Source organism: Myxococcus hansupus, from assembly GCF_000280925.3.
GTDB classification, from domain to species: domain Bacteria; phylum Myxococcota; class Myxococcia; order Myxococcales; family Myxococcaceae; genus Myxococcus; species Myxococcus hansupus.
In genome coordinates, this window is sequence record NZ_CP012109.1 from 969,339 (window position 1) to 986,233 (window position 16,895).

14 protein-coding genes are annotated in these 16,895 nt (G+C 69.7%); 6 read left to right on the plus strand and 8 right to left on the minus strand.

What is annotated here, in order from left to right; all coding sequences use genetic code 11:
- Nucleotides 1-12 precede the first annotated feature (12 nt).
- The gene (locus A176_RS04080) at nt 13-858 is read right to left on the minus strand and encodes an alpha/beta hydrolase (protein ID WP_044889711.1); all 846 of its coding nucleotides are present in this window, start codon (nt 856-858) and stop codon (nt 13-15) included.
- A gap of 387 nt (nt 859-1,245) precedes the next feature.
- On the opposite strand from A176_RS04080, the gene A176_RS40750 reads away from it, so the two are divergent.
- Nucleotides 1,246-1,374, plus strand: coding sequence for a hypothetical protein (locus A176_RS40750; RefSeq protein WP_257720804.1), 129 nt, complete (start codon nt 1,246-1,248; stop codon nt 1,372-1,374).
- A gap of 84 nt (nt 1,375-1,458) precedes the next feature.
- Here the strand turns inward: A176_RS40750 and nhaA are convergent, their stop codons facing one another.
- From nhaA to A176_RS04095, 3 genes are all read right to left on the minus strand, one after another.
- Nucleotides 1,459-2,871, minus strand: coding sequence for a Na+/H+ antiporter NhaA (nhaA, locus tag A176_RS04085; protein WP_002635888.1), 1,413 nt, complete (start codon nt 2,869-2,871; stop codon nt 1,459-1,461).
- A 176-nt stretch (nt 2,872-3,047) separates the two neighbouring features.
- Nucleotides 3,048-5,258, minus strand: coding sequence for a xanthine dehydrogenase family protein molybdopterin-binding subunit (locus A176_RS04090; protein WP_002635887.1), 2,211 nt, complete (start codon nt 5,256-5,258; stop codon nt 3,048-3,050).
- Nucleotides 5,255-5,722 carry a (2Fe-2S)-binding protein gene (locus A176_RS04095; protein WP_002635886.1) on the minus strand — a complete coding sequence of 156 codons (468 nt, stop codon included), beginning with the start codon at nt 5,720-5,722 and terminating at the stop codon, nt 5,255-5,257. The genes A176_RS04090 and A176_RS04095 overlap by 4 nt, the downstream gene beginning before the upstream one ends.
- A 241-nt stretch (nt 5,723-5,963) precedes the next feature.
- Here A176_RS04095 and A176_RS04100 point away from each other — a divergent pair, with 241 nt between their 5' ends.
- The gene (locus A176_RS04100) at nt 5,964-7,349 is read left to right on the plus strand and encodes a HAMP domain-containing sensor histidine kinase (protein ID WP_002635885.1); all 1,386 of its coding nucleotides are present in this window, start codon (nt 5,964-5,966) and stop codon (nt 7,347-7,349) included.
- An 85-nt stretch (nt 7,350-7,434) separates the two neighbouring features.
- Here A176_RS04100 and A176_RS04105 read toward each other — a convergent pair whose 3' ends face one another.
- The 3 genes from A176_RS04105 to A176_RS04115 form a co-directional block, all read right to left on the minus strand.
- Entirely contained in the window at nt 7,435-8,898 is a 1,464-nt protein-coding gene (locus A176_RS04105) for a hypothetical protein (RefSeq protein WP_002635884.1), read from the minus strand.
- Between the two features lie 167 nt (nt 8,899-9,065).
- A complete protein-coding gene (gene htpG, locus A176_RS04110; protein WP_002635883.1) occupies nt 9,066-11,021 on the minus strand; it encodes a molecular chaperone HtpG in 1,956 nt (651 codons plus the stop codon).
- A gap of 96 nt (nt 11,022-11,117) precedes the next feature.
- Entirely contained in the window at nt 11,118-11,933 is an 816-nt protein-coding gene (locus tag A176_RS04115; protein ID WP_002635882.1) for a carbohydrate-binding protein, read from the minus strand.
- 184 nt (nt 11,934-12,117) lie between these two features.
- Between A176_RS04115 and A176_RS04120 the strand changes: the two genes are divergently transcribed.
- The 4 genes from A176_RS04120 to A176_RS04135 all read left to right on the plus strand — a co-directional run bounded on the left by A176_RS04120 (nt 12,118) and on the right by A176_RS04135 (nt 16,337).
- On the plus strand, nt 12,118-13,812 hold the full coding sequence (locus tag A176_RS04120; protein WP_002635881.1) for a dipeptidyl-peptidase 3 family protein: 1,695 nt from the start codon (nt 12,118-12,120) through the stop codon (nt 13,810-13,812).
- Between the two features lie 78 nt (nt 13,813-13,890).
- Nucleotides 13,891-14,682: a fatty acid desaturase gene (locus A176_RS04125; RefSeq protein WP_002635880.1), complete on the plus strand. Its 792-nt coding sequence runs from the start codon at nt 13,891-13,893 to the stop codon at nt 14,680-14,682.
- Nucleotides 14,683-14,715: 33 nt separating this feature from the next.
- Nucleotides 14,716-15,699 carry a protein-methionine-sulfoxide reductase catalytic subunit MsrP gene (msrP, locus tag A176_RS04130; protein ID WP_002635879.1) on the plus strand — a complete coding sequence of 328 codons (984 nt, stop codon included), beginning with the start codon at nt 14,716-14,718 and terminating at the stop codon, nt 15,697-15,699.
- A gap of 11 nt (nt 15,700-15,710) precedes the next feature.
- Nucleotides 15,711-16,337 (plus strand): protein-methionine-sulfoxide reductase heme-binding subunit MsrQ, encoded by a 627-nt coding sequence (locus tag A176_RS04135; RefSeq protein ID WP_002635878.1) that lies wholly within the window; start codon nt 15,711-15,713, stop codon nt 16,335-16,337.
- A gap of 24 nt (nt 16,338-16,361) precedes the next feature.
- On the opposite strand, the gene A176_RS04140 is transcribed toward A176_RS04135, so the two are convergent.
- Complete coding sequence (locus tag A176_RS04140; protein WP_002635877.1) at nt 16,362-16,838, minus strand: response regulator; 477 nt, start codon at nt 16,836-16,838, stop codon at nt 16,362-16,364.
- Nucleotides 16,839-16,895: the final 57 nt, after the last annotated feature.

Consider the following 16,895-nt stretch of genomic DNA (forward strand, 5'->3'; position numbering starts at 1 on the left):
GCGCTTCCCTGCTCAGGGCGTCGCGTTCGTGGTCGCCACGGGGGGCAGCCACTTGCGCAGCACGCCAGGCGAGCTCTGCCGGTAGATGTTGTCGTGGCGCAGGTCGGGCCGGGGCTCGACCTCCCACTTCAGTCCCGCGGGGGCGTTCGCCCGGAGGGACTCTTGAAGCCTTGCCACCGCGGGGCCGATGTCCGTCTCGTCGGCGGAGGACAGGTAGATTCCCGCGCGCAGGTCGGGATGGGTCGCGAGCCATTCTCCCGCCCCATTCACCAACGACTCCGCGTTCCACCACAGGCTGGGGCTCAGCGCGAGGTACGTGTCGAACAGGTCCGGCTGGAGGAAGAACGTCTCCACGATGAAGTAGCCCGCGAGCGACTCACCGATGATGGCCCGCTCCTGCGTCACCCGGTAGCGCCGCTCCACCTCCGGCATCAGCTCTTCGTGGATGAAGGCCCGGAACGTCGCGGAGCCGCCCGTGACGGGGGCCACTTCCAGGTCCGTCGCCACCGTGGTCGGCCCCGTCATGTCCCGGCGCCGCACGGTGTTTTCGATACCCACGATGATGACAGGCCGCAGTTCACCCGCGCGGATGGCCGTGTCGACGGTGGTGGCCAGATGCGGGAAGTCTTCCTTCAGGCCGCCGTCGGGCATGTAGAGCACCGGGAAGCGGGTGTCTCCCGACGCCGCGTATCCAGGAGGCAGGTAGACGTTGATGGGGCGGGGCTCCTTCAGCTTCGCGGAGTCGAGCGTGAACGTCTGATGCGGTGGCACGGGTTCGGTGGGGAGGGGCTTGGTGCTCGCGCACGCGCATCCCAGGACGAACAGCAACAGGCCCACGCACTTCATCGACGTTCGCATCACAGTCTCTTCCCGCGTCCCGAGAAACATGCCGGACGCGCGCCGAATCCTGCCTGAGCAGACCCGCTGTCGCCAGGGCTCCGGTTGCGTTGCCGCATCGTCGCGCGGGCCTCGCCAGCTATGGGCGAGCGCCTTCCTATTCGGAGTCTCCATGTCTGGCATGAAGAACCTGTGCGCTGCACACGCTCGTCTACTTCTTCGAGAACGGCGCGTGGTTCTCCCAGAAGACGGCGGACGACATCGCCTCGGTCTGCGCGCTGGATGGCAAGGGGAAGGCGCTGAACCTCCTCGGTCCGTGGCGGCCGGTGACTCCTGGGCATCGCCGCCTTCCAGGGCCACCTGTGTCTCTCGCGCGTGGAGGGGGTGTTCCGGCTGGAGGAAGGGCGCTTGAAGAAGGTGCTCAAGGCGACGACGCGCACGCTGTCGTGCTCGGACGGGCTTATGTGGTCCGTGGGCGAGCACTCGATTGTCTCCACGGTGGACGGAACGTCCTGGGAGCGTGTCGAGGCCCCCTGAGTCACGGCGACGCGCCCAGGGGGCCGCGGCGTTCACTTCTTCAGCGCGCGGTTGGCAGGTGCCGGGAGGATGCGTCTCCAGCCATCACAACGCCGTCGAACGCTCCGCCTCGTCCACCGTCGTCGCGGCGCCGGGCCGGGCCGAGGCGGTAAGCAAGGCCCGTCCCAGGATGAGCGCGAGGATGGCCATGCCCGCGCTCGCGGCCAGGACTCCCAACTTCGCGGCGGCCAGCAGCTCCGCATCCGCGAAGGCGAGCTGCGCGATGAACAGGGCCATGGTGAAGCCGATGCCCGCGACGACGCCCAGCACCGCCAGCTCCCGGAAGCCCAGCCCCTGCGGCAACGTCCCCAGCTTCAGCCGCAGGGTCAGCCAGCACGCCGTCACCACGCCCAGGGGCTTGCCCGCCATGAGGCCGACGGCCACGGCGGTCACCACCGTCCATGACGCGCCATCGAGCGGTCCGCTCGAGATGGACACGCCCGCGTTGGCGAGCGCGAACACCGGCATGATGCCGAACGCCACCCAGGGATGGAGCGTGGCAATCAGGCTCTCCGAGGGTGACAGCGCTTCCTTCCGTGCGGCGCCCACCCGGCGCAGGGCCTCCGCGACATGGTGGGACGTGAGCGTCTCCGGCCGCGCCTGTGCGAGGTGCTCCAGTTCCTTCTGCGTGTCCGTGATGAACCCCTCGGTGCCCAGCCATGCGCGCACCGGGGTGACGAGACCGACGATGACCCCGGCAATCGTGGGGTGAATCCCCGCGCTGTAGATGCCCGCCCACGCCACGAGCGCCGGGACGATGTAGGCCACCCTCGAGCGGACTCCGAAGCGCTGCATCGCGAAGATACCGAGGAACCCGAGCGCGGCCACGAGCAGCCCGGTGACCGACACGCCGGATGAGTAGAACAGCGCGATGACGACGATGGCGCCCAGGTCATCGATGACGGCCAGCGCCAGCAAGAGGACGCGGAGCGCGGGCGGCACCCGGCTGCCGAGCAGGGTGAGGATGCCCACCGCGAACGCGATGTCGGTGGCCATGGGGACGCCCCAGCCGGAGCGTGTCCCGGCGCCACTCGCGAAGAGGAGGTAGAGCGCCGCCGGCGCGAGCATTCCTCCCAGCGCCGCCGCCACGGGGAGCGCGGCGCGCCGCCAGGTGGACAGCTCGCCGTGGTGAATCTCGCGGCGAATCTCCATGCCCACGACGAAGAAGAAGATGACCATCAGGCCGTCGTTGACGACCCATTCCAGGCTGCGCTCGAAGGTGAAGTCGCCCACGCGGATGCCCAGCGGCGTGTGCCAGAAGTGCGCGTAGCTCTCCGCCCACGGCGAGTTCGCCCAGAGCAGGGCCACGGCCGCCGCGACGAGCAGCAGGATGCCGCTGGCGGCCTCGATGCGGAGGAAGCGCTCGAGCGGCCGGCTCGCGAACCGTGAGAGCCGCAGCAGCGGCTCCCAGGCTTCAGGCGGAAGAGGGGCATTCCCCGGGGTGGAGGTGGTCGACATGCACAGTCCCCTCCGGTGGTGTCACCGGTGGGGATGGCGGCCCGACCATCCGTGGTCCTGCGGCGCGCATCGCCGCACCCTTCGATTGTGGGCGGCACCCTCCCATGAGGCCTCGTTCCGGTCGAGCCTTTCCGGCGTGATGGGCCGCGGGCGAACGTGTGGCAGGTGGGCCTGGTTCAGCGTGCCGCGCGGGCCTTGGCCAGCCGCTCGGGCGTCAGCGGCAGGTCGCGCAGGCGGATGCCCGTCGCGTCGAAGAGGGCGTTGCCCAGCGCCGCCGCGGAGGGGCCTTGTGAGGCCTCGCCCACGCCGAGGGAGGGCTCTCCCGGGCGCTCGATGAGCTCCACCTCGACCGATGGGACTTCGGAGAAGGTGAGGATGGGATACGTGCTCCAGTCGCGCGACGTGATGCGCCGCGCGTCGTAGCGGACCGCTTCCTTCAGGCTCCAGCTCAGCGACTGGATGAGTCCGCCTTCGAGCTGGTTCGCGGCCCCATCCGGATTCACCACCTCGCCCGCGTCGGCGACGAGCACCGCGCGCAGCACCCGGATGGCGTGCGTGGTGGCGTCGACCTCCACCTCCATGCAGACGGCGCAGTAGCTCGCGATGTTCTTGTAGCGCGCGAAGCCGATGCCTCGGCCTCGTTGGGGCGCGCGGGGTGTCTTGCTCCAGCCGAACCGCTCCACGGCCTTCTGGATGACGGCCTTCGCCCGTCCGTCCTGCAAGTGCCGGAGCCGGTACGCCACCGGGTCGACCTTCGCCGCGTGGGCCAGCTCGTCCATGAAGGACTCGATGGCGAACACGTTGCCGTAGGCCCCGAGGCCACGGAGCGAGGAGACGCGCACGGGCATCCGCGTGACGAGATGGGTCGTCACCTTCCGCCCGGGGAAGTCGTAGAGCGGGATGGCGTTGCGGTCCGCGGAGTAGTTCGGCGGCCCGCCGCCCCCTGGCACGGGCATGGGAAACGGCGCCTTCAACGAACGCCCCGCCAGCAGGTTGCCCGGGTCGCCGCCTGGCCGTGTGCCGTGCGGCGTGGACCAGAGCTCATAATCCCAATCGAGCACGTTCCCCTCGGCATCCACGCCCGCGCGCGCCTTCAGCACCATGGCGGAGCCGTAGGGCTCGCATGCGTGTTCATCCTCTCGGGACCACTGCACCCGGACGGGGTGCCCGGGAAAGGCGCGGGCCAGGAGCGCCGCGTCGGCGGCGGCATCGTCCGCGCCGTTGTGTCCGTAGCACCCCGAGCCGGGCAGGTGCATCCCGTGGACATGCTCCACGGGGATTCGCAGCATCCGCGCGATGGCGGCGCTGGTGTCGAAGACGCTCTGGCTGTGGGTGTGCAACGTCAGGCGCTCTTCAGCCCACTCCGCCACCGCGCATGACGGCCCGATGGCGCCGTGCATCTGGTAGGGCCGGTGGTAGCGCGCTTCGAGCGTGCGCTCGGGGGCGACGTCCGTCACCCGCACCGTCTCCTCGATGATGCTGTCCCGTGAGGGTTGCTTCAGCAGCCAGTCGTACGGGTCCGCGGGCAGGGCGGCCTGTTCCTTCCACCGCGCGCTCCGTGCGAGGGTCGCGGCGGCCTTGATGGCCTGCCACTCCTTCGTCGCGATGACCCCCAGGAAGTCACCGTCGCGGACGACCGTGTGGACGCCCGGCATGCGCTCCACCGTGGCGACGTCGGCGGACTCCAGCGTGGCGCCATAGGAGGGCGCGCGGACGACGCGGCCGTGGACCAGGCGCTCCGGCCGGTAGTCCTGCACGAAGCTCGGCTCACCGGCGATCTTGCCTGGCAGGTCCACGCGGGGCACGGCGCGGCCCGCTTGTTGTCGCTCGCCAGGAGCCTTGGGTTTCACGGTGCCCGTGGCCACCTGGTTCAGCGCCTTGCCGCCGACGAGGCTCCAGTAGGTGACGGAAGCGCCCCCCGAGGGCGCGGTGATGGTGCCATCGGTGACGCGCAGCCGCTCCGCTGGGACGCGTAGCTGCTGGCTGGCCATGCGCAGCAGGAGCGCGCGGACCTCCGCGGACGCGTAGCGCACCGCCTTGCCGCCCTCGGAGACGGAGTTGCTGCCGGCCGTGGTGCCCTCATAGGGCGAGACGGCGGTGTCGCCGGAGATGATGTGCAACCGGTCGAGGTGGATGTCGAGCTCGTCCGCGCAGAGCTGTCCGAGCGCCGTCAGGATGCCCTGGCCGAGCTCCACCTTGCCCGTCTTCAGCGTGACGACGCCGTCGGCGCCAATGCGAATCCAGGCGTCGAGCTGGCGGTTGCGCCGCAGGCTGCCCGGCAGCTCCGTGCCGCCCGCCGCCGCGCCCCATGCGCGCGGACCCGCGAGCGCGAAGGCGAGGAGGAGCGAGCCCTGGAGCACCGAGCGGCGGCTGATGTCTCCACTCATGGCGCCAGTTCCTTCGCCGCGCGCTGGATGGCGCGCACGATGCGGTTGTGCGAGCCGCACCGGCACAGGTTCGCGTCCAGCGCCGCGTGAATCTGGGCCTCGGTGGGTTGCGGCGTGTGCTTCAGCAGGGCCGCCGCGGTCATGACCATGCCGGGGATGCAGTAGGCGCACTGGCCGGCTTGTTCGGCGATGAAGGCGCGCAGGAGCGGGTGTTGCGAACCGTCCTCCGCGCGGAGTCCCTCCACCGTGGTGAGCGACCGTTCTCCCAGGGCCGAGGCGGGGACGACGCAGGAGCGAAGCGGGGAGCCGTTGCTCAGCACGGTGCAGGCGCCGCACTGGCCCACGCCGCAGCCGTAGCGGGCGCCGTGGAGCCCCAGCTCGTCACGCAGGACGTAGAGGAGCGGGGTGTCGTCCTCGGCGTCGATGGCGTGCTTGGTGCCGTTGACGTTGAGCGTGAAGGTCATGGCGCCGCTCCTCCGGTGGTCGCCGGAGCGTAGCGCATGGACGTGAAGTGTCCCGGAGGATGTGTCCCGTCGCCGCGATATCGGGCACCCGGGATGCCATGCCGTGCAGCAGTGCACATCGCAGGGGGCGGCGTTCAGCCTGGGTAATGGATGTGTATCGACGATGCGCGGTGGGAATGCGAGGCAGGGGTGGCCGTTGGCCACGCATCAGGTAGGGTGCGGCTTCCCTTGGAGGGGTGCAATGCGGTTGCGGACCTTCCTCACCCTTGGAGCAGTTCTCCTCGCGGTTCTGGGACTGGGGTCGGCGGGTGGTCTCTTCTGGATGACGACCCTGCTGCAGCGTCAGACCACCAGCCTCATCGACGCGGCGGAACGGGTGCGCGCGGCGGCGGAGCTGGAAATCACGCTGTTGCTGCTCCAGTACGCGCACGAGGTCGAAGTCATGGGTGCCCCCAACTTGCTGGGGCCCACCATGGACGTGGATGACCTGGTGGGGGAGGTGCCGGAGCGGCTCGCGCACGTGGAGCTGTACACGGAGACGGAAGCGGAGCGGGGGCTGGTGGCCGCGTCGCGCGCGAGCGTGGAGACCTACCTGAGCGCGTCCGAAGGGGAGCGGCGGACGCGGCTGGCGCAGGCCATTGATTCAACGCGCGCGGTGATGGATTCGAGCATCGCCCGGGCGCGCACCGCGCGGGATGACGCGCAGGCGGTGCGGCGGAACGTGCGGCTCATCGGGACGCTGCTTGCGATTTTCGTGCTGACGGGCGTGGTGCTGTTCCTGGCCATCGCGCAGACGCGCATCTACCGGCCGCTCGTCTCCATCCGCCGGGCGCTGAGTGCCTTCAAGTCGGGCCGGCGCGAATCCCGCGTGACTCGGGAGGGGCCTCCGGAGCTGCAGGAGATTGGCGCCGAGTTCAACGACATGGCGGAGACCGTCACCAGTCAGGACGCTCGGCAGCTCCAGTTCCTCGCGGGCGTGGCGCATGACCTGCGCACGCCGCTGAATGCGTTGAAGCTGTCCGCGCAGATGTTGCTGCGGGCGAAGACGCTGCCTCCGCCGGAGAAGGTCCGCGACTCGCTGGTGCGCATCTCCACCCAGGTCGACCGGCTGGAGCGCATGGTGGGGGACCTGCTGGACCGGACGCGCATCGAGGCGGGGAACCTGGAGCTGCGGCTGGAGGAGTGTGATTTGCGCTCGCTGGTGGAGGAGGTCGTGGAGCTGCACCGGCCTTCGAGCGAGCTGCACCGCTTCGAGTACACGGTGCCCGACACGCCCTTGCCGTGGCGGTGTGATTCGACGCGGTTGTCGCAGGTGCTCACGAACCTGGTGAGCAATGCCATCAAGTACTCGCCCAAGGGGGGGCTGGTGTCGCTCCGGCTCGAGGCCACGGACCGGGAGGTGGTGGTCTCGGTGACGGACGAGGGCTTGGGAATCGCGCCGGCGGACATCGACAGCCTGTTCGAGCCCTTCATGCGGAGCCGGTCGGCGTCGAAGGACATCCCCGGCGTGGGGCTGGGGCTCTCCGTCTCCCGCCGCATCGCGCTGGCGCATGGCGGGGATATCGAAGTGGAGAGCCGCGCGGGCATCGGCTCCACCTTCCGTTTGCGGCTGCCTCGCTCGGGGTAGCCCTGGCCGCCTCCGACGCCTGGAATGACGCTTCAGGCGCACTTTGACCTCATCGCATGAGGTGGAGGCGGCGCGGGCTGTCAGGTCAGTGGACGGGCGCGGCCGTGTGGACCGGCGGCCCCGCGGGCCGGCCCGGGGGCGGCGGCGGGGGCAGGACGTTCGCCATGCCGATGGAGGGCCCCGGCACGCGGCCGTCACCCACGCTGGTGGCCAGCCGCAGCGAGAGGATGGACCGCCCATCCAGGGACACGTCGCGGTGCTCCACCAGCTCCCGCATGGGAACCTCCGTCGAACCCAGCAGCTCGCTCCCGTGCGGACCGTCCATGAACACCTGGAAGATGACCCGCCGCTCGTCGAACGCGTTCGCGATGGCGACGAACTCGGCGTCATATGGCGTGTAGATGCCGTTGCGCGGCTGCGTCGTCAGGTGCATCCCGTCCGGGTGCCGGACCTCCACGCGGAGCGTCGGGCGATTCTCGTGCGGAAGGCTCATGGCCAGGTCGACCACCAGGTCCGTCATCTGACGCCGCTGGGCCATCTGCGTCACCCGGTTGGCCAGCCGCACGAAGATGTCGTTGTTCGGACCCACCCACGCCCGGCCATCCGGACGCCCCGGCGTCACCAGCACCGAGCGCAGGACGACGCGGTAGGGCCGAAGCTGCACGCGCTCCAACTGCTGCGCGGCGTAGCCGTCATCCTGACCCGTGTGCTGCGCCGCGCGGTAGCCGTCCGCCGCCCCGTGCCAGTCCTGGCTCGCGAGCCGCTGCTCGGCATGGCCCATGTGGCGCGAGTACGCCTCCAGCGACGCCGCACGGCCGCCCTGCCGCAGGCTCAGCGCGGAGGCGTAGCTCTGCTGCGCGCGAATCCAGTCGTGCTGCGCTCGCGCGGCGTCACCGTCGCGCGACAGCCGCTCGACCTCCTCGGTGATGAAGTGCTCGTACTCCGTCGCGATCTGCTGCGCCCAAGCGGACGCCGACCCGTCCAGCCGCAGCACCAACTGCGCCAGCTCGTGGGCCGCGATGTAGTTGCCCTCGTGAAGGTACCGGTCCGCCTGGACACGCCCCTGCGTGATGACGATGCGCCGCACGTCCTCCGCGCGCGTGGACACCTCGGGCACGGACGAGAGCTGCAGCGCCCGGTCCATCAGCGAGACGGCCTCGCCATACTGGCCCTGCTGCGCCTGGGAGACGGCCGTGTCCAACTGCCCCAGCGCCACCTGCTGCGCCGCGTGCGCGCGGAACCCGGCGATCTCCGCGTTGCCCGGCTCCACGGAGAGCGCGAAGTCGGATTCCGCCAGCGCGCAGCCCCAGTCATTCACCTGCGCGCACGTCTGGGCACGCTGCTGGGCATCCTGGAGCGCCCGCTCACGGGCATTGTCGAACTTGAGCTTGAGCTCGGGGTTGTTCGGCTCCTTGGCCACGGCCTGACGGTAGGACGAATACGCCGACTTCCAGTCGCCCACGGCCGCGGCGCGGTCTCCCGTCTTCTCGTGCGCGGCGCACGCATTCAGGAGCACGGCCGCGATCAATCCCAGAACCACTCGCTTCATGTCTGCTGACTCCCCTCGATAGGCGAGGGGACGATAGCCGACACGGTGTCTGGAATCAGGCCCCCTCCCTGGGTCGGGATTACCCCCGCTGCCCGGAGGCTGCCTGCCCGCTCGTCCTGTCCGGAGGGCCCCCTCCCACGGTGAAGAGGGGGCCTCGGCGTCGCGGCTCAGCCCGCGGTGGGTGCGGACGTGGCCGGAGCGGGCGTCGCGGCCAGGGCCGCCACCTGCGTCAGCAGCCCCGTCATGCGCCGCGCGAAGCGGTTGGGGTCGGCGATGGTGCTGCCCTCGGTGAGCAGCGCCTGGTCGTGCAGCAGCTCAATCCACTCCGCCACCTGGGTCGCGGCCGGGTCCTTCTCGTGGACGGCCTTGAGGTGCTCGATGATGGGGTGCTTGGGGTTCACCTCCAGGATGCGCTTCACGCGCGGCATTCCCGCGCCCCGGCCACGCTGCTGGAGCAGGCGCTCCAGGTACGCCGGCGAGCCGCCCTCGGGCACCACGAGGCACACGGGCGAGTCCGTGAGGCGGTCCGACACGCGCACCTCGCGCACCGACTCCTGGAGCACGTCCTTCATCTTCTCCGTGAGCGTCTTCAGGCCTTCGGCGTGCTGCTCCTGCGCCTTCTTCTCCTCGTCCGTGGACTGGAGCTTCAGGTCCGCCTGGAGCGCGGACACCAGCGGCTTGCCCTGGAACTCCCGCAGGCCCTGCGCGGCCCACTCGTCCACCGGGTCCGTCATGTAGAGGACCTCGAAGCCGCGCTGCTTCAGCGTCTCCAGGTGGGGGCTGTCCGCCACGGCCTTCCGGGACTCGCCGTAGACGTAATAGATGGCCTCCTGGCCCTCCTTCATGCGGCCCACGTAGTCGGCGAGGGACGTCAGGCCCTCCTCGCGCGAGCTCTCGTAGCGCAGCAGGCCGCCCAGCTTGTCCTTGTGCTCCGCCTCCGTGGCGAGGCCTTCCTTCAGCACGGTGCCAAAGGCCTTCCAGAAGGTGAGGTAGTCCTCCGGCTTGTCCTTGGCCAGCTTCTCCAGCAGGTCCACCGACTTCTTCACCAGGTGCTTGCGGATGGAGCGCACCACCTGCGAGTCCTGGAGCAGCTCGCGCGACACGTTCAGCGGCAGGTCATCCGAGTCGATGACGCCGCGCACGAAGCGCAGCCACTGCGGCACCAGCTCCTCGCAGCGGTCCATGATGAACACGCGCTTGACGAACAGCCGCACCCCGCGCTGCTGCTGCGAGTCCAGGTCGAACGGAGGCTGCTTGGGCACGAAGAGCAGGCCGGTGAACTGGGTGTTGCCGTCCGCCTTGAAGTGGGTCCACGCCAGCGGCGCTTCCCAGTCGTGCGTCAGGTGCTTGTAGAACTCCTGGTACTGCTCGTCGGTGATGTCCGACTTGGCGCGCTGCCACAGGGCGCTGGCCTTGTTGACGACCTCCAGCGACGTCTCCGTCTTCGCGTCGTCGCCCGTCCCCGTGGACTTGCTCACCTGGAGCTTGATGGGGTGGCCCACGTAGTCGGAGTACTGGGTGATGAGCGAGCGCAGCCGCCACTCGCCCAGGAACTCCTTCTGGTCCTCCTTCAGGTGCAGGGTGATGGAGGTGCCGCGCGTGGCGCGCTCGGCGGGCTCGACGGTGAAGGAGCCCTTGGCCTCGGACGTCCACCGCCAGGCGGACTGTTCCTGGCCGGCGGCGCGGCTGACCACCTCCACGCGGTCCGCGACCAGGTAGGCGCTGTAGAAGCCCACGCCGAACTGGCCGATGAGCTGCACGTCCTTCTGGCCCTTCTGCGCCAGCGTCTCCAGGAACTCGCGCGAGCCGGAGTGGGCGATGGTGCCCAGGTTCTTCACCAGCTCGTCATGCGACATGCCGATGCCGGTGTCCTCGATGGTGAGCGTGCCCTTCGCCTCGTCGGGGATGAGGCGCAGCTCCAGGGCCGGCTCGTCCGCGAGCAGCTCCGGCTCCGTGATGGCGCGGAACCGGAGCTTGTCGAGCGCGTCGGACGCGTTCGACACCAGCTCGCGGAGAAAAATCTCCTTGTGGCTGTAGAGCGAATTGATGACCAGGCTGAGGAGCTGGTTGATTTCCGCCTGGAAGGCGTGGGTCTCCCGCTGGGGGACGTTCTCGACGGTCATGTGAAAAGGGCCTCCGGGCGCTCGGTGGAGCGCCAGCGTCGCTCTCCCTTAACCATGGATACCGGCTTGTCGAGTCCGCGCCGTCCGCCCGGCCGCTCAGGGGCGGGTGTGCTGGTGGTTCACCCCGAAGTTGTTGTCCCAGTACGTCTGGCCCGCCACCTCGTAACGCACGGCGTAGAGCACCACGTTGCCGGGGAGGGCGGGGATGTGGGCCTGCCAGCGCTCCACGTTCTGGACGTTGGGGCTGGCGATGTAGGCATAGCCCGACGAGTAGCCGGAGACGTAGGACGCGGACGCCTCGTGCGAGGTGGCCCAGCCGTCCGTGGAGTACACCACCGTCACGTTCTTGGCGTAGGCCAGGTTGTGCACGTCGATGCTGACGTCCAGGTCGCCGTTGTCCCGCCAGAAGCTGGCGGCCACCAGCACCGGGTTGTAGGGCTGGTAGGGCCCGTCACCGCGGCCCACGTGGTGGTGGTTGAACTGGTTGGTGTCCCAGTACGTCTGGCCGGCGACGGTGTACTTGGCCGCGAACTCCAGGTCGCGCGAGGGCTGCGGGTCCAGGCCCCAGCTCGTGTACATGCGCGTCACCTTCCAGATTTCACGTCCGGAGGCGCCGCTGCCCGCGGGCCCCACGTAATAGGCGGGCAGGTCCGCCCAGGTGCCGTCCGGCTGCTTCATGCTGACGGAGACCTCCTTGTGGTACGCGAGGTTCTTCACCAGCAGGGTGATGGAGAGGTCCTGCCACGACTGGCCATAGCGGCTGCTGACGGTGCTGACCGCCTTCTGGACCAGGATTTCCTCGCCGGCCCGGGCGGGGGTGGCGCTGAATCCCATGGCCAGCGCGGCGAGGGCGCCAAGCAGGGACTGCCAGCGGAAGGGGGACTTCGCGGGGGACGTGGAAGTGGGCGTCATCAGGGGCCTCGGGGGGGGCGTGCGGGGATGCTGCCGCCAGCGCCTGGGACATCCAGGCGCGGGCATGGTGGCACAAGGCCCTGACTTCCGGGTGTGCCCGAATCACCTGGAAATGTCGGACGGTGGGTTTTCAATCGCGCGGAACGCTGGGAGGGCGCGGCGGGGTTGGAGTAGGGAAGGGGACATGAACCGTACCCTCCTGTCCCTGCTCGGCGCGGCGATGCTGTCCGGTGCCGCCTCCGCCGCGGAAAAGGCGCCGCCCACGCGGTTTCCGGATGCCGCGGAGCTTCAGCGCCTCACGGCGCGCTTCGCCCCCGTGGAGCTCCGGGTGGACCTGACGGCGCTGCCCGACACCGAGCGCCGCGCCCTGGCCCGCATCGTCCAGGCGTCGAAGCTGATGGACGCGCTGTTCCTGCGGCAGCGCTGGGCGGGCAACGAGACGCTGCTCCTGGACCTGCTCCACGACACGACGCCGCTGGGCCGCGCGCGGCTGCAGGCGTTCCTGTTGGACAAGGGGCCGTGGAACAGCCTCGACGAGGCCCGGCCCTTCCTCCCGGGCGTGCCCGCCAAGCCGGAGGCCGCCAACTTCTACCCCGCTGGCGCCACCAAGGCGGAGGTGGAGGCGTGGGTGAAGTCGCTGCCCGAGGCGCAGCAGAAGGAGGCCACCGGTTTCTACACCACGATTCGCCGGGGCCCGGACGGCCGCTTCATCACGGTGCCCTACAGCGTGGAGTACCAGGGCGAGCTGGCCCAGGCCGCCGCGCTCCTGCGTGAGGCCGCCGCGCTCACCCAGCAGCCCACGCTGAAGGCGTTCCTCACGTCCCGCGCGGACGCGTTCCTGTCCAACGACTACTACGCCAGCGAGGTGGCGTGGATGGAGCTGGACGCCAGCGTGGAGCCCACCATCGGGCCCTACGAGGTCTACGAGGACGAGTGGTTCAACTACAAGGCCGCCTTCGAGGCCTTCGTGGGCCTGCGCGACGACGCGGAGACGCAGAAGCTGGCGAAGTTCAGCGGCCAGCTCCAGGGCCTGGAGGACCACCTCCCCATCAACCCGAAGATGCGCAACGCGAAGCTGGGCGCCCTGGCCCCCATCCGCGTCATCAACAGCCTGTTCTCCTCCGGTGACGGCAACCGCGGCGTGCAGACGGCGGCCTTCAACCTGCCCAACGACGAGCGGGTGTCGGAGAAGATGGGCTCCAAGCGCGTGATGCTGAAGAACGTGCAGGAGGCCAAGTTCGAGCGCGTGCTGCTGCCCATCGCCAAGGTGGCGCTCACCCCGCAGGACCAGAAGGATGTCTCCTTCGACGCCTTCTTCACCCACATCCTGATGCACGAGCTGATGCACGGCCTGGGGCCCAGCAACATCACCGTGGGCGGCAAGGCCACCACCGTGCGCAAGGAGCTGCAGTCGGCGTCCAGCGCCATCGAGGAGGCGAAGGCGGACATCTCCGGCCTGTGGGCGCTCCAGCGCCTGGTGGACACGGGCGTCATCGACAAGTCGCTGGAGCGGACCATGTACACCACGTTCCTGGCCTCCGCGTTCCGCTCCATCCGCTTCGGCATCGACGAGGCGCACGGCAAGGGCATCGCGCTGCAGCTCAACCACTTCCTCGACACCGGCGCGGTGAAGGTGAACGCGGACGGCACCTTCTCCGTGGTGCCCGCGAAGATGAAGCCGTCCGTCGTCTCGCTGACGAAGCAGCTCATGGAGATTCAGGGCCGGGGGGATAGGAAGGCCGCCGAGGCGCTGCTGGCGAAGCAGGGCGTGGTGCGGCCTCCCGTCCAGCGGGTGCTGGAGCGCCTCCAGGGTGTGCCGGTGGACATCGAGCCCCGCTACGTCACCGCCGAGGAGCTGGTCCGCGACGTGAAGAAGTAGCCACCGGTGCATCGCCCTGGTCCGCCGCCTGGCGTTTCCCGTGCGCGGCGGGCCGGCGATGCTCAGAAAGCAGGAGAGATGGAGACTCCAGCCCGCCAACTCCGTCCGGCACCGCCCGGCCCTTGGGGTGTCATCCTCTCGCTCATCGTCATGGGCGCCTGGGGCGGGCACCTCGTCTGGGCGCTGACGCGGGCCGAGCTGCCGTGGGTGGCGCCGCTCACCTGGCTGCACGTCGCCCTGCAGGCGTGGCTGTGCACGGGGCTCTTCATCACCGGACACGACGCCATGCACGGCACCGTGTCCGGCCGCCGCTGGGTGAACGAGGCCGTGGGCACGGTCGCCTGCTTTCTCTTCGCGGGGCTGTCGTACCGGCGGCTGGTGGTGAACCACCGCGCCCACCACGCGCGGCCCACGAGCGAGGACGACCCGGACTTCTCCCTGCGCAGCCAGTCCTTCTGGCCCTGGCTGGGCACCTTCATGGCCCGTTACACCACGCTGCCCCAGATTGGGGTGATGGCGGCCAAGTTCAACGTGCTGCTCTTCCTGGGCGTGTCCCAGCCGCGCATCCTCGTCTTCTGGGTGCTGCCCTCGGTGCTGGGCACCTTGCAGCTCTTCTACTTCGGCACCTACCTGCCGCACCGCCGGCCGGAGACGCCGGACATGGCGCCGCACCACGCGCGCACGCTGCCGCGCAACCACCTGTGGGCCCTGCTGACCTGCTTCTTCTTCGGCTACCACTGGGAGCACCACGAGTCGCCCGGCACGCCCTGGTGGCGGCTGTGGCGCTTGAAGGACGCCCGGGCCCGCGAGGCCGCGCTGACGCAGGAGCCCGCGAGCACGCTCCCGGGACAAGAAGGCGCCACCCGGTAACGCCCGGCCGCCCTGGGCCGTTATACAGGGGCCATGAGCGACACGCCGCCCGCCGAGCCCCCCAGCTCCGAAGTCACGCCGGAGAAGACGTACTTGCGCCGGCGCGAGCTGCTCAAGAACGCGGGCCTCTTCGCCGGGACGGCCGTCGCCGTGGCGGGCGGGCTCCACCTGCTGGGCCGCAAGCAGACGCGCCCCATGGACCGCTTCGTGCCGGACGCGGGCCGGGTGACGTTTCCGGTGGTGAAGGGGCCGTACGACACGGACGAGCCGCCCACGTCCTACGAGGACGTCACCACCTACAACAACTTCTACGAGTTCGGCTTCGACAAGAACGACCCGGCCCGCTTCGCACACACGCTGAAGACGCGGCCGTGGAGCGTCGTCATCGACGGCGAGGTGCACAAGCCCCAGACGGTGGACATGGAGCAGCTCTCGTCCTGGTTCCCGTTGGAGGAGCGCGTCTACCGCATGCGCTGCGTGGAGGCCTGGTCCATGGTGATTCCGTGGTTGGGCTTTCCGTTGGCCGCGCTACTCCAGCGCGTGGCACCCACCAGCCATGCGAAGTACGTCGCGTTCACCACGCTGCTGGATTCGGAGCAGATGCCGGGTCAGCGCCGGGGGCTGTTGGACTGGCCCTACACGGAGGCGCTGCGGTTGGATGAGGCCCAGCACCCGCTCACGTTGATGGCCACGGGCCTCTATGGGCGCGAGCTGCCCAACCAGAATGGCGCGCCGCTGCGGCTCGTCGTTCCGTGGAAATATGGATTCAAGGGCATCAAGTCCATTGTCCGCATCACCCTCACGCGCGAGGAGCCGATGACGACGTGGCGGCTGGCCGCGCCGCGCGAGTATGGCTTCTACGCCAACGTGAATCCCGCCGTGTCCCACCCGCGCTGGAGCCAGGCCTCCGAGCGGCGCATCGGTGACTTCGAGCGCCGCCCCACGCTGCCCTTCAACGGCTACGCGGAGCAGGTGGCGCACCTCTACACCGGCATGGACCTGCGCCGGTTCTACTGAGTCCTCGCGCCATGGCTTCGTCTCCCTACCCGTGGTTGAACCCCGCGCTCGTCGTGGGCGGCCTGTCGCCGTTGGTGATGCTCGCCGTGCAGGGCCCTCGTGGAGAGCTGGGGCCCAACGCGATTGAGGCCGCGCTCCACCAGACGGGGCTGCTCGCGCTGGTGCTGCTGCTGGCGTCGCTGGCGTGTACGCCGCTGCGGCTGGTGGCGGGGTGGACGTGGCCCGCGCGCGTGCGCCGCACCCTGGGCCTGCTCGCCTTCACGTACGCGGTGGCGCACTTCCTCGTGTACGCGGTGGTGGATCAGGGCCTGGCGTGGGGCACCTTGTGGGCGGATGTCACCGAACGCCCCTTCATCACCGTGGGCTTCGCCGCGCTGGTGCTGCTGGTGCCCTTGGCGGTGACGTCCACGAATCGCTGGGTGCGGCGGCTGGGCTTCCCGCGCTGGCAGCGGCTGCACCGGCTGGCCTACGTGGCCGCGGCGCTGGGCGTGGTGCACTTCGTGTGGCGGGTGAAGAAGGACGTCACCGAGCCGCTCCTCTACGGCGCGGTGCTGGCGGTGCTGCTCGCCCTCCGCGTGGGGGAGGCCCTACGCAAACGCCGGGTCCGTGCCGCTGCGGCGGCCCGGAACCCGGCGTGAAGTCGCGCGTCTGGGCGCGGGGGCTTACTTGCGCGGCAGGGGAAGGATGGTGTCCACCAGCGTCATCAACTGTGCGCAGCTCACCGGCTTGCGCACGAAGGCGCTGATGCCGGCCTTCTGACCCAGGGCGCGCACTTCCGCCACGTTCGGGTCGCCCGTCATCATCAGGATGGGGACCTTGGCCAGCTTGGGGTTGCCGCTGGCGCGAATCTGCGCGGCGAAGTCCGCGCCGTTCATCCCGTCCATGTGGAAGTCGGTGAGGACCAGGTCCACCGGCTCCGCTTCCGACACCTTGAGGCCTTCCTCGGCGGACTCGGCCTCGAGGAACTCGAAGTTGCGGGCCATGAGGTAGATCTTCAGCAGCGTGCGGATGGAGCGGCTGTCATCCACCAGCAGCACGCGCTGCGGGACGGTGCCCGCGGCGGGGCGTGCCCCCAGGGGGCGGGTCGTCTCCGTGGCGGAGCGGATGGGGAGGGGCTCGGGGAGGGTTCCGGCCTTCATCGGATCATCAACCTCAAGAGGGGCAAGTCCCCTGGGGAACACCGGGCATGTTGGCGG